General features: G+C 66.3%; 18 protein-coding genes and 1 riboswitch. Of the genes, 11 read left to right on the top strand and 7 right to left on the bottom strand.

Annotated features, from left to right (window positions below; translation table 11 throughout):
* Positions 1-213: 213 nt before the first annotated feature.
* From ACE3QC_RS07430 to ACE3QC_RS07415, 4 genes are all read left to right on the top strand, one after another.
* Positions 214-1,065, top strand: coding sequence for a metal-dependent hydrolase (locus ACE3QC_RS07430; RefSeq protein WP_374406836.1), 852 nt, complete (start codon positions 214-216; stop codon positions 1,063-1,065).
* Between the two features lie 5 nt (positions 1,066-1,070).
* Complete coding sequence (locus ACE3QC_RS07425; protein WP_374408015.1) at positions 1,071-1,484, top strand: DUF2147 domain-containing protein; 414 nt, start codon at positions 1,071-1,073, stop codon at positions 1,482-1,484.
* A 97-nt stretch (positions 1,485-1,581) separates the two neighbouring features.
* Positions 1,582-1,797, top strand: a riboswitch (cobalamin riboswitch).
* Between the two features lie 111 nt (positions 1,798-1,908).
* Complete coding sequence (gene metE / locus ACE3QC_RS07420; RefSeq protein WP_374406834.1) at positions 1,909-4,212, top strand: 5-methyltetrahydropteroyltriglutamate--homocysteine S-methyltransferase; 2,304 nt, start codon at positions 1,909-1,911, stop codon at positions 4,210-4,212.
* A gap of 4 nt (positions 4,213-4,216) precedes the next feature.
* Complete coding sequence (locus tag ACE3QC_RS07415; protein ID WP_374406832.1) at positions 4,217-5,017, top strand: acyl-CoA thioesterase; 801 nt, start codon at positions 4,217-4,219, stop codon at positions 5,015-5,017.
* 168 nt (positions 5,018-5,185) lie between these two features.
* Here ACE3QC_RS07415 and ACE3QC_RS07410 read toward each other — a convergent pair whose 3' ends face one another.
* Positions 5,186-5,887: a tRNA (guanosine(46)-N(7))-methyltransferase TrmB gene (locus ACE3QC_RS07410; protein WP_374406830.1), complete on the bottom strand. Its 702-nt coding sequence runs from the start codon at positions 5,885-5,887 to the stop codon at positions 5,186-5,188.
* A gap of 397 nt (positions 5,888-6,284) precedes the next feature.
* Positions 6,285-7,049, bottom strand: coding sequence for a sulfite exporter TauE/SafE family protein (locus ACE3QC_RS07405; RefSeq protein ID WP_374406828.1), 765 nt, complete (start codon positions 7,047-7,049; stop codon positions 6,285-6,287).
* Positions 7,050-7,231: 182 nt separating this feature from the next.
* Between ACE3QC_RS07405 and ACE3QC_RS07400 the strand changes: the two genes are divergently transcribed.
* Positions 7,232-8,059, top strand: coding sequence for a helix-turn-helix transcriptional regulator (locus ACE3QC_RS07400; protein ID WP_374406827.1), 828 nt, complete (start codon positions 7,232-7,234; stop codon positions 8,057-8,059).
* 348 nt (positions 8,060-8,407) lie between these two features.
* Here the strand turns inward: ACE3QC_RS07400 and ctrA are convergent, their stop codons facing one another.
* The 3 genes from ctrA to lptB form a co-directional block, all read right to left on the bottom strand.
* Positions 8,408-9,103 (bottom strand): response regulator transcription factor CtrA, encoded by a 696-nt coding sequence (gene ctrA, locus ACE3QC_RS07395; RefSeq protein WP_374406825.1) that lies wholly within the window; start codon positions 9,101-9,103, stop codon positions 8,408-8,410.
* 418 nt (positions 9,104-9,521) lie between these two features.
* The gene (gene rpoN, locus ACE3QC_RS07390; protein WP_374406823.1) at positions 9,522-10,967 is read right to left on the bottom strand and encodes an RNA polymerase factor sigma-54; all 1,446 of its coding nucleotides are present in this window, start codon (positions 10,965-10,967) and stop codon (positions 9,522-9,524) included.
* Between the two features lie 26 nt (positions 10,968-10,993).
* Entirely contained in the window at positions 10,994-11,821 is an 828-nt protein-coding gene (gene lptB / locus ACE3QC_RS07385) for an LPS export ABC transporter ATP-binding protein (RefSeq protein WP_374408014.1), read from the bottom strand.
* A 185-nt stretch (positions 11,822-12,006) separates the two neighbouring features.
* Here lptB and ACE3QC_RS07380 point away from each other — a divergent pair, with 185 nt between their 5' ends.
* Positions 12,007-12,411: a hypothetical protein gene (locus ACE3QC_RS07380; protein ID WP_374406821.1), complete on the top strand. Its 405-nt coding sequence runs from the start codon at positions 12,007-12,009 to the stop codon at positions 12,409-12,411.
* A 9-nt stretch (positions 12,412-12,420) separates the two neighbouring features.
* Here ACE3QC_RS07380 and ppa read toward each other — a convergent pair whose 3' ends face one another.
* Both ppa and ACE3QC_RS07370 read right to left on the bottom strand, forming a co-directional pair.
* Positions 12,421-12,954, bottom strand: a complete 534-nt coding sequence (ppa, locus tag ACE3QC_RS07375) for an inorganic diphosphatase (RefSeq protein WP_374406819.1) — start codon at positions 12,952-12,954, stop codon at positions 12,421-12,423.
* 94 nt (positions 12,955-13,048) lie between these two features.
* A complete protein-coding gene (locus ACE3QC_RS07370; protein ID WP_374406817.1) occupies positions 13,049-14,989 on the bottom strand; it encodes a M61 family metallopeptidase in 1,941 nt (646 codons plus the stop codon).
* Positions 14,990-15,084: 95 nt separating this feature from the next.
* Here ACE3QC_RS07370 and hisS point away from each other — a divergent pair, with 95 nt between their 5' ends.
* The 5 genes from hisS to lnt all read left to right on the top strand — a co-directional run bounded on the left by hisS (position 15,085) and on the right by lnt (position 20,777).
* Positions 15,085-16,338, top strand: a complete 1,254-nt coding sequence (gene hisS / locus ACE3QC_RS07365) for a histidine--tRNA ligase (RefSeq protein ID WP_374406815.1) — start codon at positions 15,085-15,087, stop codon at positions 16,336-16,338.
* Positions 16,335-17,405, top strand: coding sequence for a peptide chain release factor 1 (gene prfA, locus ACE3QC_RS07360; RefSeq protein ID WP_374406814.1), 1,071 nt, complete (start codon positions 16,335-16,337; stop codon positions 17,403-17,405). Before hisS ends, prfA begins: the two co-directional genes overlap by 4 nt.
* Positions 17,402-18,226, top strand: a complete 825-nt coding sequence (prmC, locus tag ACE3QC_RS07355; RefSeq protein WP_374406812.1) for a peptide chain release factor N(5)-glutamine methyltransferase — start codon at positions 17,402-17,404, stop codon at positions 18,224-18,226. Before prfA ends, prmC begins: the two co-directional genes overlap by 4 nt.
* Positions 18,227-18,463: 237 nt before the next feature.
* A complete protein-coding gene (locus tag ACE3QC_RS07350; protein WP_374406810.1) occupies positions 18,464-19,171 on the top strand; it encodes a DUF4167 domain-containing protein in 708 nt (235 codons plus the stop codon).
* A 28-nt stretch (positions 19,172-19,199) separates the two neighbouring features.
* On the top strand, positions 19,200-20,777 hold the full coding sequence (gene lnt, locus ACE3QC_RS07345; protein ID WP_374406808.1) for an apolipoprotein N-acyltransferase: 1,578 nt from the start codon (positions 19,200-19,202) through the stop codon (positions 20,775-20,777).
* Positions 20,778-20,813: the final 36 nt, after the last annotated feature.

Raw genomic sequence — 20,813 nt, 5'->3', positions numbered from 1 at the left:
TAACAACGATGTCAACAAGGATCGTTGTCGCGCTCGGTGTTGCCGTCACCGGTAATTTTCGGCTTCTGGGAAAATTCGCCTAAGGCCATGTAGTAGAAGCTTAAATTTCGTAGATGGATCTCGCTTCGAGCGGAAAGTGCGAAAATATCGCTTGCTACTGATCAGCGATTAGATATTTACATCAGTGTAAATATTGTACTGGAGCCCTCGACGATGTCCGCTGTGACACCTGAACCGGATAGCATCCACAGGCGCGACCTGCGATTTGGAAGGGATGTCGCCCTAGACCGCTGGTGGCACGGAGGAGATGCTGGCCGAACCGCCTTTTTCAACGCCCTGTCGTCGACATTCCCCGTGGGCGAGAAGTTCTTCATGACCGCGGTGCGCCACTTCAAGGACGAAACGCCGGAACTGCTTCGCGAGCAGATCGAGGATTTCATCTATCAGGAATCGATGCACACTCGCGAGCATGTCGTGTTCAATCGCCAGGCTGCCGAAGCAGGATTCGATATCGCACCGCTGGAAGAACGTGCGCGCCGCACAATCAGCTGGGCCCGGCGACGTTCACCCGTGCAGCAACTCGCCGCGACGTGTGCTCTCGAGCACTTTACGGCCACGCTCGCGAATGACCTCCTGGCCGACCCACTGCATCTCGAGGGTGCGTCCGAAGAACCTGCTCGCTTGTGGAAATGGCATGCGATCGAGGAAATCGAGCATAAGGCAGTCGCGTTCGACACCTATCTCGTCGCGACACGCAAGATGACGCGATTTCGCCGTTGGCTCAAACGCAGTGCGGTAATGGCCGTAACCAGCATGCGCTTCCACTATGTCATATATCGCAACACGGCGGATTTGCTCGCGCAGGATGGGAAGAATAACGTGCCAACGTGGGCGAAACTCCTGGCATATCTTTACGGCCGTCCCGGACCGATGCGGAAGCTGCTCGCCGAAGTTTTCATCTACATGCGACCGGGATTTCATCCGTGGCAGGTGGATGATCGTCACCTGTTGAAAGCCGCTCTTGCAGAGCTCGAGCTTGATACAGGCAAGGGAGTTACGACGTGAAGAGGATGATACTCGCTTTCGCGGTCGCTGGTCTGCTCGCTGTCCCCGCGATGGCCGAAGCCAGAGATATTACGGGACTATGGAACACCGGAAGCGAAGGCGGCAAAGTCGAGATCTATCGATGTGGCAACGCCTATTGCGGCAAAGTGGCGGCCGCCTCGCGACTTAAGACCAACCCCGATCTGCGAGATGTCCGCAATTCCGATGCAAAGCTCCGCTCACGTCGCATCAAAGGCCTAGTCGTGCTGAAAAATTTCAGCGGCGGACCGGCCGAATGGACGGGCGGTCCGGTGTACGATCCTGAGACTGGGGACGGGGGACGCTCGGGTAAGCTCACGTTACTTCCAAATGGAAATCTCCAGGTGAAAGGCTGTGTAATGATGTTCTGTCGGACCAAAGTTTGGACGCGGGCAGATTGACTTCGTTGAGGCAGTCGGCTGCCGATGAACTGAACGGGGCTTGGGAGGGATATAAAGAAATCCTTATATGCACTCTTGACGCGGTCGAGCAAAGCGCCGATTGCGCTTGCGTCGAGGTTCTCCGGCCGGTTCGCCGCGCCGGAGCTAAGACGGGAAGCCGGTGCGCCTCGACAGGGGCAAGGCCGGCGCTGCCCCCGCAACTGTAAGCGGCGAGCGGCGGTCCATTCATGTCACTGGGGCTCGCCTCCGGGAAGACGGACCGCTCCGTGTCGACCCGCGAGCCAGGAGACCTGCCTCCGACGCGATAACGTCCACCGGCGGGGTGCCCGGTCTGGTCGCTTGCATGGCGCGCGTCCGGGCTTCCCGCCGCGCGTCCGGCGCGCGCGCCCGATCGGTCGCCCCGTCTTCATCGGGGTATATGAAGATGACCGTTTCCGTAGCTACCATGGGGTTTCCCCGCATCGGCCCACGCCGCGAACTGAAGTTCGCGCTCGAGAAGTTCTGGGCCGGCAAGATCACGCAGACCGAACTCGAAGAAGCCGCCGCCGGCCTGAGGACCGCCGCCTGGGCGCGTCAAAAGGCGCTGGGCGCCGACTGGCTGCCGTCGAACGATTTCTCGCTCTACGATCACGTGCTCGACACCAGCATGATGCTGGGCGCCATCCCGGCGCGCTACGATGTGGAAAGCGCCGAGGACGCCGGGCTCGATACTTATTTCGCGATGGCGCGGGGCAGTACGGGCGGGGCGGATTGCGGCCACGCGCACGGCAGCGTCACCGCGGGCGAAATGACCAAGTGGTTCGATACCAACTACCATTTCATCGTCCCCGAGATCGAACCGGGCGCCAGGCTCCAACTCGGCAGGCTCGAGCCGCTCGAGGAATATCGCGAAGCCAGGGCGCAAGGCTTCGAAACGCGCCCCGTGCTGCTGGGCCCCATCACCTGGCTGAGCCTCGCCAAGGGGCAGGGCATCGACCCCTTCGACCTGCTCGACGATGTCCTCGCGCACTACGCCACGCTGCTTGGCCTGCTCCGGCACGCCGGGGCGGAATGGGTGCAGATCGACGAGTCGATCCTGGTTACCGATCTGTCCGAGCGCCAGCGCAGGGCCTTCACCCGCGCCTACGCCAAGCTCGGTCGCGCCGGGCCGAAAGTCATGCTCACCACCTATTTCGGCGGGCTGGAAGACAACCTGTCGCTCGCAGCCTCATTGCCGGTCGCGGGGCTGCACATCGATCTGGTGCGCGCGCCCGAGCAGCTCGACGCGGTGCTCAAGGCGGTGCCGAAGGATCGCCTGCTCTCGCTCGGCGTGGTCGACGGCCGGAACATCTGGCGCGCCGATGTTGCCGCGCTGCTCGATCGGCTGGAACCCCTGGCCGCGCAGCGCGACCTGATCCTCGCGCCATCGTGCTCGCTGTTGCACGTACCGGTCGATCTCGAACTGGAAGGCAAGCTCGACGACGAACTCAAGCAGTGGCTCGCCTTCGCGGTGCAGAAGATCGGGGAGCTCGACCTGTTGCGGCGGGCGCTCGACGACGGTCGCGACAGCGTGGCGGACGAACTGGCGGTCGCCGCACGTGCCAGCGCTGCGCGCAAGACCGCCACGCGCATCCACGACCGCGCGGTCGGCGAACGGATCGGGGCGCTCACATCCGACATGCGCGAGCGCCGCGCCGGGCACGCCGACCGGATCAGCGCGCAGGCCGAAGTGCTCGATCTTCCGGCTTTCCCGACCACCACCATCGGCTCGTTGCCGCAGACCGCCGCCGTGCGCAAGGCGCGCGCCGAGCACAACCGCGGCGTGCTCGACACGGCGAGTTACGGCGCGTTCCTGCGCGAGGAAACCGAGCGCGCGATCCGCTGGCAGGAGGAAGTCGGCCTCGACATGCTCGTCCACGGCGAGTTCGAACGCAACGACATGGTCCAGTACTTCGGCGAGAAGCTCGCCGGTTTCGCCTTCACCGTGAACGGCTGGGTGCAGAGCTACGGCTCGCGCTGCGTTCGCCCCCCGATCCTCTATGGCGACGTGTCGCGGCCCGAGCCGATGACGGTCGACTGGTGGCGCTTTGCGCAAGGGCTGACCGACAGGCCGGTCAAGGGCATGCTCACCGGCCCGGTCACGATCCTCAACTGGAGCTTCGTGCGCGACGACCAGCCGCGCGAAGCGAGCTGTCGCCAGATCGCGCTCGCGATCCGCGACGACGTGCTCGACCTCGAAGCCGCAGGCTGCAAGGCGATCCAGATCGACGAAGCGGCGCTGCGCGAAGGCCTGCCGTTGCGCCAGCGCGACTGGCAGCGCTATCTGGACTGGGCGGTGGACTGCTTCAGGCTTGCCGCCGCCGGGGTCGGCAATGCGACGCAGATCCACACGCACATGTGCTATTCGGAGTTCAACGACATCCTGCCCTCGATCGGAGCAATGGACACCGACGTGATCTCGATCGAGACCGCGCGGTCGCAGATGGAGCTGCTCGAGGCCTTCGCCCGCTACCGCTATCCCAGTGCGATCGGGCCGGGGGTCTACGACATTCACTCCGCGCGCGTGCCGGACGAACAGGAGATGGTCGCGTTGATGCGGTTGGCGCAGAAGCACCTGCGCCCCGAACAGCTCTGGGTCAATCCGGACTGCGGGCTCAAGACCCGCGGTTGGGACGAGGTCCGGCCGGCGATTGCGGCGATGGTGTCGGCCGCACGAACGCTGCGCGCCGAAGCACGAGTGGAGGCCTGATCCGATGAACGAGACAGAGGGCGCGCGGGCTGCCGTGCAATTGATCGACATCGTCTTCCCCGGCGATACGAACCATCATGGGACGCTGTTCGGCGGGGTCGCGCTGGCGCACATGGACAAGGTGGCGTTCCTCGCCGCCTCGCGCCACGGCCGCGCGCCCTTCGTCACCGCCTCGTCGGAGAAGATCGACTTCGCCGCCCCCGCGCAGGAGGGCGACATGGTCGAGGTGACCGGCCGCGTGGTGCGCGTCGGCACCAGTTCGCTCGATGTCGAGGTCGAATTGGTGGCCGAGGCGCCGGTATCGGGCGAGCGGCGGCTGTGCACCCGTGGCCGCTTCACGCTGGTGGCGAGAAAAGGGCCCGACACGCGGCTGCCGCTCCCGCCGATCGCTGCAGCCGGTCCCGCGGAACCGGGGCGTATCCTCCGGCTCGCGGAGATGGTCTTTCCGGGGCAGGCGAACCACTACGGCACGCTCTACGGCGGCGATGCGCTGCGCATGATGGGCAAGGCGGCCTTCATCGCCGCCACCCGCCATGCGCGCGAGGTCCTGGTAATGGCCTCGTCCGACCGCGTCGACTTCGTCGCGCCGATCCAGGAAGGCGACATGGTCGAGCTGGTGGCCGAGGTGAAGATGACCGGGCGCAGCTCGGTTCGCGTCGCGGTCGAACTGTGGTCGGAAGAGCTTCTGAGTGCAACGCGCACCCATGCTGCGACGGCGCTCTTCACGCTAGTGGCCGTCGACGAACGCGGCGCGTCAAAACCGATCCGCGCGTTGGAGGTGGGCGGCGCTGAGCGAGAGCCCTGACTGACGACGGCAGGCAAACAATCGGCTGCGCCGCGCTTTTCTTTATTGCTCTTAAGAAGCTGAAAAATTTTTGTTGCGTCGGCGGACGCGAATCCCTCTTCTGGCAATCACGCAAGCGGAAATCGCGGCGACAGATAAAGCTGCGAACCTCCGGGAATCTCCTGCGAGCTAAAGGCGGCGGAACCTGAAATACCACACCTCGTGCCCATAAACCGTGCGCGCCTTGTGTTCGTAGCGGGTTTCGGACCAGCCGCCGGGGCGATTTTCCCAGCTTTGCCGCCCTTCGACCCGCCATTCGAAGCTTTCCGTATGACGCCGCATGACCGACAAGGCGTGGCGCAGGTACACCGGGTGGTCGGTGCCGAAGCGGAATTCGCCGCCCGGCTTCAGCTTGGCGGCGAACAGTTCGAGCGGCCCGTCGTTCATCATCCGTCGCTTGGCATGGCGCGCCTTGGGCCACGGGTCGGGATGGAGCAGGTAGAGCATCGTCAGCGCACCGTCGGGGATGCGTTGCAGCACTTCGAGCGCGTCACCGTGATGCAGCCGCACGTTGGCGAGCGTACCGTCGCGCACGTGCCCCAGCGCCTGCGCCACGCCGTTGACGAACGGTTCGGCGCCGATGAAGCCGTGGTCTGGCAGCAGGTCGGCGCGCTGGGCGAGATGCTCGCCGCCGCCGAAGCCGATCTCGAAATGAAGCGGGCGATCGTGTCCGAACAGACTTTCCGCCGTCACCGGGCCCTCGGTAGGCACCGCGATCTTCGGCAGCAGGTTCTCGACCAGATCGGCCTGCCCCTTGCGCAGCGGCTTGCCCTGACTGCGGCCGTAGAGCCGGTTGAGCGTGGTGGGATCGCCTTCCTTGTGCGCGGTCATGCGTGCGGCGCATACATGATTTTTTTGGGGCCTCAAGCGAGAGTGTTTTGTTTGCGCCCGCCCATCCGGGCGGAGTTGTTTGCTTGGCCTCAAGCGCCGGCGGGGTCCTTTGTTTGCGCAAGCGCATCCGCGCTCGCGATATCCTCGCTCATGCGACCTGCGGTCGCGTCGCTGCGGGCGCGCATTCGCGCTTGCGGTCGGCTGGTCGCCGACCGGACCCTTCCAAGCCATCGCTGTCAGGCACCGCAACATTTCCGGCCACGGCTGTCTGGCGAAATTTCGGTCCGCGACCAGCGGACTGCAAGGCCGAACGGCCGCCCGCAGGCACCCCGTAGCGTAGCGGAGGGGACAGCGCCGAGGACGAACGCGCGGATGCGCGTTCGAAAAACAAGGATCATCAGGATAACGCCGTATATATCCCCCACGCGCTCGTCACGCTCAGCGCGGCGCCGACGAGGATCAGCATCACCTTCGGGCGGAAATGCTTCGCCGCCAGCGCGCCGAACGGGGCCGCGGCGATGCCGCCGATCAGCAGCCCGAGTGTGGCCCCGGCGAGGTCCGCGATACCGAGGTGGAAGATGAACGTGGCCGAGATCGTCACCGTCAGAAAGAATTCGACCGAGTTCACCGTGCCCACGACCTTGCGCGGTTCCGCCCCCTGCACAAGCAGGTTCGAGGTCACCACCGGCCCCCAGCCGCCGCCGCCCGCCGCATCGAGGAAGCCGCCGATCAGTCCGAGCGGGGCGATCCGCTTCGCCTCGCGAATCTTCGGCGGATAGAGCAGCCCGCGCGCGAGCAGATACAGCCCCATCCCCGCGAGGTAGGCGAGCACGAAAGGCTTGATGACCGAGGCGTCGATCGAGGTCAGCAGGTAGGCCCCCGCCACCCCGCCGATCACGCCGGGCACCAGCAGGCGGACGAACAGCTTGCCGTCGATATTGCCGTGCAGCAGGTGGCTGATCCCGCTCGTCGCGGTGGTGAAGCATTCGACCACGTGGACCCGCTGCGATGCCTGCGCCGGGGGCAGGCCCAGCACGCCCACCAGCATCGTGTTGGTGATGACGCCGAACGCCATGCCGAGCGCCCCGTCGACGAGCTGCGCGGCAAAGCCGATCGCGATGAACGGCAGAAGCCCGGAAAGGTCGATGCCCAGAAATTCCATCGCGGCCCTCGTGAAGAAGCGCGAGGGCTAACCGCGATCGCGCATGCTGGCGAGCGCGGAAAAGCTACCTGTGCTGAAAGAAAAGGGCTTGGAAGCGGTGCGCGCTCGCCCACCCACCAGGCAGCCGCGTTTCCAAAAAAATCGTGCTGGACCCTCGCCCGGCCGTGTGGTGAGCAGGCGCCATGCCATCCACGCAACTTTCGCGGCGCTCGCTTGCAGAAGAGCTCACCGGCAAGGAACTGGAAATCCTGCGGCTGCTGGCGGCCGGGCACACCGTCAAGTCCATCGCCGCCGAGTTGGACCGTTCGGAAAGCTCGATTAACGAGCGGCTGCGCGACGCGCGGCGCAAGACGGGCGTGGGCAGCCGCCGCGAGCTGGCGCGCCTGCTGAACGCCCAGAAAATCTGGCACAAGAAAACTGATCTATCGTCGCAAGGCCCCGCCGCCGACACTTTCGAGCAGCCCCAACCCACGGGGTTCGCATGGTCGAAAAGGACGATTATCATGATCGCATCATTACCCCTCGCTGCCGCCGGGCTCATCTTCGCGGCGGCGACTTCCACGCAACCGGGTGACGCAACCCAAGCAACTCAGGCCGAAACATCGAGCCAATCGCCCCTGTCCGGCATTTGGTCGCTGGACGTAAACCGGATTCCCGAAAACGAACGGCCCCGGCGGGTGACGATGACGTTCAGCGTTTCGCCCGATCGGAAATGGACGACCCATGTCGAAATCGTCGGACCGGACGGTTCGACCCTCCAGGCGGATTCGACAGCGGCGCTCGACGGCGTCCCCGTTCCCGTCACCGGCAACATACCGTCCATCGACACGGTTTCGCTGCGCCAGCCCGAGCCGGGCACGCTGGTGATGACGCTGGCGAAAGAGGGTTCGCCCGTATCCACCCGCGTCTACACGGTTGCGAAGGATCGCCAATCCATGACCGAGACGATCATCTGGGCGGGCGACGGCATCCCGCAACTGCCGACGACCTATTTCAACCGGATCGGCTGAGGGGTGTTTTGTCTGGCCTCAAGCGAGAGTGTTTTGTTTTGCCTCAGGCGCCGGCGGGGCCATCCGGCCCCTTAGCTATCCTCGCTCACACGCCCTTCGGGCGCGTCGCTGCGGGCGCGCGTTTGCGCTTGCGGTCGGCTGGTCGCCGACCGGCCCTTTCCTAGCCATGGCTGTCAGACGAAATTCCGGTCCGCGACCAGCGGATCGCAAGGCCGAACGGCCGCCCGCAGGCGCCCCGTAGCGTAGCGGAGGGAACAGCGCCGAGGACGAACGCGCGGATGCGCGTTCGAAAAACGAAACTCGAATAGCGCCGAGGACGCGCGCCCGGATGGGCGCGCGCAAAGCGAATTACGCCGCTTCGGCCTGGGCGTCGGGATCGCGCAGCACGTAGCCGCGGCCCCAGACGGTTTCGATATAGTTCTCGCCGCCGCAGGCATGGCTGAGCTTCTTGCGCAGCTTGCAGATGAACACGTCGATGATCTTGAGTTCGGGCTCGTCCATCCCGCCGTAGAGGTGGTTGAGGAACATCTCCTTGGTCAGCGTGGTGCCCTTGCGCAAGCTGAGCAGCTCGAGCATCGCGTATTCCTTGCCGGTCAGGTGAACGCGGGCGCCGTCGACCTCGACCGTCTTGGCGTCGAGATTGACCGCCAGCTTGCCGGTGCGGATGACCGACTGGCTGTGGCCCTTGCTGCGGCGCACCACGGCGTGGATGCGCGCGACCAGCTCCTCGCGGTGAAAGGGCTTGGTGACGTAATCGTCGGCGCCGAAGCCGAAGCTGCGGATCTTGCTGTCCATCTCGGAAATGCCCGAGAGGATCAAAACCGGGGTCTGCACTTTGGCCACGCGCAGCTTCTTGAGCACGTCGTAACCATGCATGTCGGGCAGGTTCAGGTCGAGCAGGATGATATCGTAATCGTACAGCTTGCCGAGATCCAAGCCCTCCTCGCCCAAGTCGGTCGAGTAGACGTTGAACCCTTCGGTCGTCAGCATGAGCTCGATGGCCTTCGCCGTGGTCGGCTCGTCCTCGATCAACAATACGCGCATGGGTGAGTCCCCCCTTATGCCCCCAAAACTCCGCGCGGTAATTTTCCGCTAAGAGGTGTTGCCCGGTATTAACCACACAAGGTCTGAACGGAAAAGGTTAATATGTTGTAAAGGGGTTGGAGTTCTTGTTTTTTTTTGCCTCAAGCGCCGGCGGCCGCCTCCGCGCGAAATTTGTTTGCGCAAGCGCATCCGCGCTAGCGATATCCTCGCTCACACGCCCTTCGGGCGCGTCGCTGCGGGCGCGCGTTCGCGCTTGCGGGCTGCTGTTCGCAGCCCGGATTTTTCCAGCCATAGCTGTCAGGCGAAATCCCGGTCCGCGACCAGCGGACCGCAAGGCCAAACGGCCGCCCGCAGGCGCCCCGTAGCGAAGCGGAGGGAATAGCGCCGAGGACGCACCCGCGGATGCGGGTGCGCAAAACTAAAAAGCTTCCAGCTTTTTAGCCCGGCGCCGCTGGACCGAACTGCCGATCCCCATGGCCTCGCGATACTTGGCCACGGTGCGCCGCGCGATGTCGAAACCCTCGGCCTTGAGCAGGTCCACCAGCGTATCGTCGGACAGGATCTTCTTCGCATCCTCGGCATCGGTCAGCGCCTTGATGCGCGCCTTCACCGCCTGGGACGATGCGCCTTCGCCGTCCGCGCTACCCACGCCGCTGGTGAAGAAGTATTTCAGCTCGAACGTGCCGCGGTCGCAATGGAGATACTTGTTGCTCGTGACCCGGCTGATCGTGCTTTCGTGCATGCCGATCGCCTCGGCCACTTCGCGTAAGGTGAGCGGGCGCAGTTCGGATACGCCGCGGTGGAAGAAGCCGACCTGCTTCTTCACGATTTCCGCTGCCGTCTTGAGGATCGTCTTCTGCCGCTGGTCGAGCGCGCGGATCAGCCAGTTGGCATCGGCCAGCTTCTCGCCCAGCCACGCCTGCGCCGCCTTGCCCGCGCACCCCTGGCGCAGTTCGAGGTAATAGGCGCGGTTGACCACGAGGCGCGGAAGCGTGTCTTCGTTGAGCGCGATATCCCAGCCGCCGTCCTTTCCCTGCGCGATCAGGATATCGGGTACCACCGCGCTTTCCGCCGCGCCGCCGAAGCGGCAGCCGGGCTTGGGATCGTACCCGCGCAGCTCGGCGAGCATCTCGGCGAAATCCTCGTCGTCCACTTCGCACATGCGCTTGAGCCGGGCGAATTCGCCGCGCGCGACCAAATCGAGGTTGTCGATCAACCGCGCCATGCATGGGTCGTAGCGGTCGGCTTCCTTCGCCTGCAGCGCCAGGCATTCGCCGAGCGAGCGCGCGCCCACACCGGTCGGGTCGAGCGACTGCACGACCGCGAGCGCGCGCTCGACCTCGGCCGGCGCGATGCCGAGCTCCGCCGCGACTTCGCCGAGATCGGCCGCGAGATAGCCCGCTTCGTCGAGCAGGCCGATCAGGTGGCGCGCGACGAACGCCTCGCGCGCGTCGCCCGAGGCGGCGCCGACCTGGTCCTCGAGGTGTTCGGCCAGCGTCGGGCCGTCATCACCGCGCTCGTCGATTCCCGGAAGGTCTTCGGACAGCCCGCTCGCGTGCGCCGCCCCCCATTCGCCGTCCCCGGTGTCGCGGTCGCGGTCGAGCGAACCGGGATCGATATCGAGTGCGCTGTCGTCGCCCGCCGCGCTGTCGGCGCTCGGTTCGTCGGAGGGCATCTCCGCCGCTTCGCCGTCCTCGCGCCGGACCTCGCCCGCTTCGAGCAGCGGGTTGGCTTCCAGCGCCTCGCCGATGAAGGTCTCGATCTCGAGGTTCGACAGCGCCAGCAGTTTGATCGCCTGCTGGAGCTGCGGCGTCATCACCAGCGACTGGGACTGCCGGAGATCGAGGCGCGGGCTCAGCGCCATGCGTCAGGCGATGGGGCGGGGCGGGCTCATAGCGAAAAGCTCTCGCCCAGATAGAGCCGGCGCACGTTCTCGTCGGCGACGAGATCTTGCGGAGTGCCGGCGAACAGCACCTGCCCGCCGTAGATGATGCACGCGCGGTCGACGATGTCGAGCGTCTCGCGCACGTTGTGGTCGGTGATGAGCACGCCGATCCCGCGCTGCTTCAGGTCGATCACGAGATCGCGGATGTCGCTGATCGACAGCGGATCGATGCCCGCGAACGGCTCGTCGAGCAGCATGATCGAAGGCTTAGCCGCCAATGCGCGGGCGATCTCGCAGCGCCGCCGCTCACCCCCCGACAGCGCCATCGCGGCGCTCTCGCGCAGCCGGGTCAGGCCGAATTCCTCGAGCAGCCGCTCCAGCTCCGCGGCGCGGGTTTCCTTGTCCGGCTCGACCATCTCGAGCACGCAGTTGATGTTCTGCTCCACGGTCATGCCGCGGAAGATGCTGGTTTCCTGCGGCAGATAGCCGAGGCCGAGGATCGCGCGGCGATACATCGGCAGATTGGTCACATCCTCGCCGTCCATCAGGATGCGGCCCGCGTCGGGCTTCACCAAGCCCATGATCGAATAGAAGCAGGTGGTCTTGCCCGCGCCGTTGGGGCCGAGCAGGCCGAGCACTTCGCCCTTGCCCACGGTAAGCGAGATGTCGGTCAGCACCGCGCGCTTGTCGTAGCTCTTGGCGATGGAGATGACCTCGAGCCCGCCGTCCGGCAATGGCGCGCTAGCATCTACGGAGGGGGCATCGACAGGGGGGGCATCGACGGGAGGCGCCTCGACGGAGCGGGCGTCGGCGGGGGGCGCGGCTTCGGCCATCGGCTTGTTGGTGTCCATTCTTCCGGCCATGTAGCATCGCTGCGGCGACAGGAAACCCCCGCACGGGCGATTTGGCAGGTTTCGTGCATAGCCTGCGACGGGAGAGAAGGGCGATCGCGCTTGATTGCTGGCGCGGGCTCTGGAATACTTCGATTCGGACAGAGGACATGATTGGGAGAATGCGCATGACCGAAGCGCTTCACCGCACGAAAGAGCCCGCGACGCCTTACGATGGCGCTCGTTACAGCGGCCCCCGCCCGCACACGCGCGACTGGCGCCGGGGCATGAGCGACAATGTCGCCTACGCGTTGCTTGTCTACACCGCGCTGCAGATTTTCGTCACCGTGCATGCGATGAAAGAGATCGGGGCCTCGATCCTGCCCTATCTCGCGCTCGTCGTGCTGGTCGCCGGCATCATCCCGGCCTGCCGCTGGTTCGAGAAGCGCTGGCGCAACCTGTCGCACGAAGAGGCGAGCGACCCGGCACTCGCCCCCGTCTATCGCCGCGACCGGCTGTTGCTCTGGGGCCTGGCGATCGTCTTGCCGCTGGCGCTCACCGCGCTGTTCAGGGGCATCGCCGCGGTCGCCTGACGGCGCGCGCTACGCGGCCGCCTTGCAGCGCTCGATCGATTCGAGCACGATCCGCTTCGCCTCGGCGGCGTCGCCCCACTGGCCGACGCGCACCCACTTCTCCTTCTCCAGATCCTTGTAGTGGGTGAAGAAGTGCTCGATCTGCTGGAAGATGATCGAGGGCAGGTCCTTGGTCTCCGCGACGTCCGAATAATACGGGAACGTGGTGTCGATCGGCACGCAGACCAGCTTCTCGTCCCCGCCGTGCTCGTCTTCCAGGTTCAGCACGCCGATCGGGCGGGCACGCACGACGCAGCCGGCGATGAACGGGCTGCGCGCGATCACCAGCGCATCCAGCGGATCGCCGTCGGGGCTCAGCGTGTGGGGGACGAAGCCGTAGTTCGCCGGGTAGCGCATCGGCGTGTGCAGGATGCGGTCGACGAACAGCGCGCCGCTGTCCTTGTCGAATTCGTATTTCACGGGCTCGCCGCCGGTGGGGACCTCGATGATGACGTTGAGGCTTTCGGGCGGATTGTCGCCCGTGGGAACCCTGTCGATGCGCATGTCTGTTCTCGCGTTGTGGTCGGCCCCTCTCCCAAAGGACTTTGCGGGCGGGCCTTTAGAGCGCGCCCGGACCACCGGCAACAGGCCGGGTGAGTTATTTTGCGCGCGGGGCCAGCAAGCGGTCGAGGCCTTGCATCCCCGTGCCGGCCTTTTCGAGCCAGGGATAGCGAAGCCCGCCGTGGTAATCGATCGCCACGGTGTCGTACCGCTCGCCCCGCTTGACCAGCAGCTCGATCGGCTCGCTGCCGTCCTTCGCGGCGGTGACGGCGTCCTTGATCGCGTCCTGCGAGTAGGCCTCGCCGCCGACGGCGACGACCTGCGCGCCGTTGACGAGCCCCGCGTCGAAGGCCGGGCCGTCCCACAGCGTGCTGCTCACCCTACCTTCGCTGTCGAGGTTCAGCCCGAGCGAATAGAACAGGTTGAGATACTTGCCGGCGGTCATGCGCCCTTTGTCGTAGGAATTGGGTTCGTCCTTCCAGACCAGGCGGTAGCCGGCCATCTCGATACCGCGAGTCGGCGCAGGCTGATTGGGCTGGCGCAAACGCGTGTCGAGGAAGGTCGCCCAGTCGTATGGGTAAACCGAATTCAGCGTCGCCGCGACCTCGTCGAAATCGTAGGTGAGCACGCCCCAGTCGCCATCGGTCTTGCCGAAGAAGGCCTTGGCGAAATCGTCGAGGCCCTTGCGGCCATTGGTGCCGTCGCGGATGATCTGGTCGGCCTCGAGCCAGACCAGCGCGCCTTCGACATAGTAATCCTCGCTGCGCTGGAGCGAGCTGTAGGGGATCGGACGGCGCGCGTTGATGATCGGATCGTAGGTCGTGTCCTGCACGGGGCGCCAGGCGCGGCCGGGCTGGCCTTCGGAATAGGTCGCGGTGGCGACCGCCAGCGTGTCGAGGATGGTCTCCTTGCTCTGCAGCCCGGAGCGGGCGGCGAGGATATACCCCCAGAACTGCGTCTGGCCTTCGTAGACCCACAGCAGGTCGTCCTGCATCGGGGTGCGATAGTCGGGGGTCCACAGCCCCTCGGAGCGGCGGAACTTGCCGTTCCAGCTATGCACGAGCTCGTGGCTGACCACGTTGTGGTCCCAGTCCATCTTGTCCCAGTCGATCAGCGAATTGGGCTCGTAGGAATTCTCGGCCGAGCGGTGGTGTTCGAGGCCGACCCCGCCCATCCGATCGGTCATCGCGAGCAGGATGTCGTAGTGGTCGAAGTGTCGCGCGCCGAACAATGCGTCGGCCTCGTCGATCAGCCGTTCGAAGCGGGCGAGATTCTCGGGCGCGAGCTCGAGATACTTGGGCGCATCCGCGACGGCATCGAGCCGGACGTCGTCGCCCACCTCCCACTGTTTCGCATACTTGCCGGCGAAGATCGGCGAATCGACCAGCGTCTCGTAATCGACCACGTCCCACCCGACGGTGTCTCCGCTGCGGGTCTTGCCGTCGAGCGCGGTGAAGACCTGCCAGCCTTGCGGCACCGTGACGGTGGGCTTGACCGCGATGCGGCGGGTATAATGGCCGGCGGGATAGAGGCTCATCTTCTCCCACTGGAGGTTGAGCATCTCCTGCGTCATCGTGACGCGTCCTTCGCTGCCGGTAATGGGCGAGGTGTGGACGAACTGCGCGGTCACCTCGCGCACGCCTTCGGGCACGGTGACGCGGAATTCGTAGACGTCGAGCGTGTTGCGGTGCCATTCGAGCGGCTGGCCGTTCGCGGTGAAGCGGATGTTGGACAGCAGCGAGATCGGTCCGCGCGCGGCGTGGTTGCCGGGCAGCCATTCGGGAAACAGCAGCGAAAGCTCGTTCGTCCCGGCGGGGACCGGGATCGTCTGGGTGACGCGATAGACGCCGCGCCGGGTGTCGGTCGCATCGATATCGAGCGCGATCGTGCCGCCGGGCCAGGGCGTGTCCTGCGGCAGCGGCGTCGTGTCCGACAGCTGCGGCGCGATCGGGGCCGAGTTGCCTTCTGGGCGGGCCTGGAGCGGCTGGATGAAGAGGACGGCGGCGGCGAGCGCGATCGGCGCGGTGCGGATTTTCATGCGCGCCTTCATGCGGGTTGGGCTCGACGAGCGCAACACACCCTTCGACGAGCGGCTTTCCCAGCTCCACCGAACGCGCTAAGCGCCCGCGCGCTATGAGCGCAAAGACACCACAGGCCATTCGCGGAACGCAGGACATCTTCGGTGCGGAGGCGGAGGCGTTCGCGCATGTCGTGGAAACCTTCGAGCGCGTGCGGCGGCTCTACCGCTTCCGCCGGGTCGAGATGCCGGTGTTCGAGAAGACCGAGGTGTTCAGCCGCGCGATCGGAGAGACGACCGATGTCGTCTCGAAGGAAATGTATTCGTTCGAGGATCGCGGCGGCGAGTCGCTGACGTTGCGGCCCGAATTCACCGCCGGGATCGCACGCGCCTGGCTCACCAACGGCTGGCAGCAGCACGCGCCGCTCAAGGTCGCGACGCACGGCCCGCTGTTCCGCTACGAGAGGCCGCAGAAGGGCCGCTATCGCCAGTTCCACCAGCTCGATGCCGAGATCATCGGCGCGGCCGAACCGCAGGCGGACGTCGAACTGCTGGCGATGGCCGATCAGCTCTTGCGCGAACTCGGCATCGAGGGGGTGACATTGCACCTCAACACGCTCGGCGATGCCGACAGTCGCGAAGCCTGGCGCGCCGCGCTGGTCGAGCATTTCCGGGGCGTGAAGGGCGAGTTGAGCGAGGATTCGCAGGAGCGGCTGGAGAAGAACCCGCTGCGCATCCTCGACAGCAAGGACCCGCGCGACAAGCGCTTCGTGGCCGATGCGCCGAAGATCGACGCGTTCCTGTCGGACGAGGCGCTGGCTTTCTTCGAAAGCGTCACCAGCGGCCTCGATGCGGCGGGCGTGAAATGGCAACGCGCCGAGAGCCTCGTGCGCGGCCTCGACTACTACCGCCACACCGCGTTCGAATTCGTGCCCGACGAAGGCTCGGCGGCGGCGAACGCGCTCGGCAGCCAGAGCACGGTGTTGGGCGGCGGACGGTACGACGGGCTGATGGAGAGCTTGGGCGGCGCGCCGACGCCCGCCGTCGGCTGGGCCGCCGGGATTGAGCGGCTGGCCATGCTGGTGGAGAAGAGCGGCGATTCTCAAATCGACGTAGCAGTGGTCGTTGAAGATGAAATACGCTTAAGTCATGGTATTGCGCTGATAAAATTTCTGCGTTCGAAGGGTTTTATCGCAGAGTTTATAGCCAATGGCTCTCCAAAGAAGAGATTCGACAAGGCTGTAAAACTTAACCCGAAAGCCATCGTTAATTTAGCCTTTGAAAGGCACGGATTTAGGATACAGGCCAGTAAGGCATTTAGTATCGCGCTCGAGACGGCGCTCGCTGAGTCCGAATCTCTTTGGCAATGACCATCCCCGCCGAACGGCTCGACCAGATCGCGCATCGCTTCGCCGAGCTCGAGGCGCGGCTGGCTTCGGGCACGCTCGAGGGCGAGGCGTTCGTCGCCGCAAGCCGCGACTATGCCGAGCTGGAGCCGGTGGCCCGCGCGGCGGAGGGCGTGCGCACGATGCGCGGCGAGCTGGCCGAGCTGGAACGGCTCGACGATGCCGATCCCGATATGAAGGCGCTCGCCGAGGAAGAGATCATGCGGCTGCGCAACGATCTTCCCGAGGCCGAGCGCGCGCTGGCGGTGGCGATGCTGCCGCGCGATGCCGCCGACGCGCGGCCCGCGATGCTGGAAATCCGCGCGGGCACCGGGGGCGACGAGGCCGCGCTGTTCGCCGCCGACCTGTTCCGCATGTACGAACGGTTCGCGAGCGAACAGGGCTGGCGGGTCGAGACGATCTCGGTCAACGCGTCCGACATCGGCGGGGTCAAGGAAGTGGTCGCCAACGTCGCGGGTGCCGGGGTGTTCGCGAAGCTCAAGTTCGAAAGCGGGGTCCACCGCGTCCAGCGCGTGCCCGTGACCGAGAGCGGCGGGCGCATCCACACCTCCGCCGCGACCGTCGCCGTGCTGCCCGAGCCCGACGCGGTCGACGTCCAGATCGAGGACAAGGACCTCAAGATTGACGTCTATCGCGCCAGCGGGGCGGGGGGGCAGCACGTCAACACCACCGACAGCGCAGTGCGCATCACCCACCTGCCGACCGGGACGGTCGTCACCTGCCAGGACGGGCGCAGCCAGCACAAGAACAAGGACAAGGCGATGCAGGTGCTGCGCGCCCGCCTGTTCGAAGCGCAGCGCGAGGCGACGCAGGGCGCCGAGGCCGAGGCGCGCAAGGCGATGGTCGGCAGCGGCGACCGTTCCGAGCGCATCCGCACCTACAACTTTCCGCAAGGCCGCGTGACCGATCACCGCATCGGCCTGACGCTGCACAAGCTGGAGGAAGTGCTCGCCGGGCCGGGCCTTGCCGAACTGGTCGACGCGCTGACCGCCGAGGACGAGGCCAAGCGGCTCGCGGCGATGGACACGTGACCACCGTCGGCGAGGCGCTGCGCGCGGCGGCCGAGCGGCTTGGCGAAACCTCCGACACCGCGCGGCTCGATGCCGAATTGCTGATGGCGCACGCGCTGGGCATATCGCGCTCCGCGATGCTGCTGGGGCATATGGCGGACACGGCGCCCGCCGGGTTCGCTACGCTGACCGAGCGGCGCGCGGCGCACGAGCCGGTCGCCTATATCGTCGGCGAGCAGGAGTTCCATGGCCGTCCGTTTCACGTCACGCGCGGCGTCCTGATCCCGCGCGGCGACAGCGAGACGACGCTGGCGGCCGCGCTGGAGGGCGCGGGGGAGCGCGGCCGGGTGCTCGATCTCGGCCTCGGATCGGGCGCGCTGTTGCTGAGCTTCATCGCCGAAAAGCCGGGCTGGGAGGGCGTGGGCATCGACCGTTCGCCCGCCGCGCTGGCGGTGGCGGTGGGCAATGCGGAATCGCTGGGCGTCAGGGGCAGGGCGCGGCTGGTCGAAGCCGACTGGCACCGCGCGGGCTGGTCCGATGATTTCGGCGGGTTCGACCGGGTCATCGCCAACCCGCCCTATGTCGAGGCCGATGCCCCGCTCGACCCCTCCGTGCGCGATTACGAGCCGGGCGAGGCGCTGTTCGCCGGGGCCGAGGGGCTCGACGACTATCGCGTGCTGATCCCGCAGTTGCGAGCCTTGCTCGCGCCGGACGGAGTCGCGGTGCTCGAAATCGGTGCTTCGCAGGCCGAAGCCGTCGGCGAAATCGCGCGCATGGCGGGGTTTTCCACCGATCTTCGCCGCGATCTCGCCGAACGCCCCCGCGCATTGATTTTGCGTTAGGGGTTGGCAAGCGGCATCGCGATAGCTAACTCTGCTGCCAAGGCCCCCGGTTCGCGGCGCGTTCGCCTCCCGGCCAGGCCTTGTTCCTACACTTGCAAACCGTCCGGGCGCTCAGGCCCGCGCACAGGTGCAGATGGAACGGCCGCGAGCCGCTCGGGAAGCGGACGCGGTGAGGGGTCATGCGACCGCACGGGCAATGGTGCCGGCAGGGCGGTCCCGAATGAGGAAGAGTATTCCTTGAACAATCATCGCAATAACAATCGCCGCCGCGGCCGCGGCAATCGCCCGCAGGGCGGCGGCAACCAGAGCAACCGGATCGACAGCAGGGCGCGCGGCAACGCGCCCCAGATGCTCGACAAGTACAAGAAGCTCGCGCAGGACGCGCAGCATCACGGCGACCGCGTGCAGGCCGAATACTACCTGCAGTTCGCCGATCACTATTTCCGCGTCATCGCCGACAACAAGGCGCGCCAGGACGAACAGCGCGGCAAGCGCCAGGACGAGCGCGACCAGGACGACGACGACGGCGAGGACGAGGGCGACAATCGCCGCCGCCAGCAGCCGCGCAGCACGCGCGGCCGCCGCGACGATGCGAACGGCCGCGGCAATGCGGGCGATCGCGACGACGATGCGCGCGACGACGACGATTACGAGCCGGCCGACAACCCGTTCAAGCGCCAGTCGCGTAGCGAAGGCCGCCCGCCGCGGAGCGAAGAGCGCCAGCCGCGCAGCGAAGAGCGTCAGCCGCGCGCCGAAACGCGCAAGCCGCGCAAATCGCGCAGTGCGAGCGAGGATCGGGACGGCAGCGAGATCGACGCCGCCGCGCTTCCTCCCTCGATCGCCGAAGCCGGCGACGGCGAGCCGCCGAAGAAGAAGCGCGCGCCCCGCGCCCGCAAGGCGGCCGAACCGGCCAAGGACGACGACGCGGTGCGTGCGGTCGGCTGACAGCGGCTATTAGGGGATCGGCCCGCAGATGAACCGGATCGACCGCTGGTTCGCCGCGCATCCGCGGATCGCGGCCGCGCTGTGCGGGCTGCTTTCGGCAACGGGCTTCCCGCCGCTCCATCTCTGGCCCGTCGCGCTGCTCGGCATCGGTGCGTTCGCGCTGGTCGCGCTGCGTGCGCCGACTTGGCGTAGCGCGCTGTTGAACGGATGGCTGTTCGGTCTCGCCCATTTCACGCTGGCGAACAACTGGATCGCGACCGCGTTCACCTATCAGGCGGAAATGCCTGCTTGGCTCGGCTGGCTCGCGGTGCCGCTGCTGGCGGTCTACCTCGCGGTCTATCCCGCGCTCGCCGCACTGATCGCCTGGGGCCTGGGCCGCAGGCTTGGCGCGGGAGCGGCGTCCTGCGTGTTCGGCGGCGCGTGGATCGTGACCGAATGGCTGCGCAGCTGGGTCTTCACCGGCTATGCGTGGGATCCGTTCGGCCTTGTCCTGCTGGGCCCGTTCGACCGGCCCGGCCTGGCCGCGGTGCTGCCGTGGACCGGCACGTATGCCCTTTCGGGCTTCGCCGCACTGGTCGGGGCGATGCTGATCGTCCTGCTGCGCGAGCGCCGGTTCGTGCCGTTCGCGGCGGTAGCAGTGCTGCTGGCGGCGGGCATGTACTGGCCCGCGCCCGCGCGCGAGGAAGGCACGATGCGTTTCACGCTGGTGCAGCCCGATCTGCGCCAGCCCGATCTCGACAACCCGGCCAAGTTCGAAGAGCAGTTCGCGCGCATCGCGCAGCTTTCGGTCCCGCGCGAACCGGGCACGCAACGGCTGGTGCTGTGGCCCGAATCGGGCGTGCCCGACTACCTGCGCGACGGCTATCCGCAGCGCTATTACGACCAGCTGACCGCTGCGGGCGACCCGCGCTATGCCCGCTGGCGGATCGGGCGGGTGATCGGCGAGGGCTCGATGCTGCTGACCGGTGCGGTCGATCTCGAGATCGGCATGGCCGAGGGGCAGGAACGCGCGGTCGGCGCCTACAACACGATCACCCCGATCTCTGCCGAGGGCACGCTGGGCGAGCGCTACGCCAAGGCGCACCTCGTGCCCTATGGCGAATATCTGCCGATGCGCTGGCTGCTCGAACCGCTGGGGCTGACGCGGCTGGTGCCCGGCGCGATCGACTTCCTCCCCGGGCCGGGGCCGCGCACGCTCGATCTCGGCGAATGGGGCAAGGCGGGCGCGCAGATCTGTTACGAGATCGTGTTCTCCGGCCAGGTCGTCGATCGCGGCGACCGGCCCGACTATATCTTCAATCCCTCGAACGACGGCTGGTTCGGCGCATGGGGCCCGCCGCAGCATCTGGCGCAGGCGCGGATGCGCGCGATCGAGGAAGGGCTGCCCGTGCTGCGCTCCACCACCACCGGCATCAGCGCTGTGATCGACGCGCGCGGCGTGGTGCGCGATCATATCGGCATGCACCGCGCCGACCGGATCGACGGCATCATCCCTCCGGCGCGGGCTCCGACGCTGTTTTCGCGGACGGGCAACTGGCTTGCGATCGCGTGGGCGCTGCTGCTGATCGCCGGATCGCTGGTTGCCACGCGGCTGCGGGGTCGCTAGGACGCTGCGCGAGACATAAAGCTATCTTTATATCGG

Origin of the sequence: Pelagerythrobacter sp., assembly GCF_041912895.1 — a bacterium.
Taxonomy (GTDB): Bacteria; Pseudomonadota; Alphaproteobacteria; order Sphingomonadales; family Sphingomonadaceae; genus Pelagerythrobacter.
This window is presented reverse-complemented; position numbering and strand designations above follow the sequence as displayed.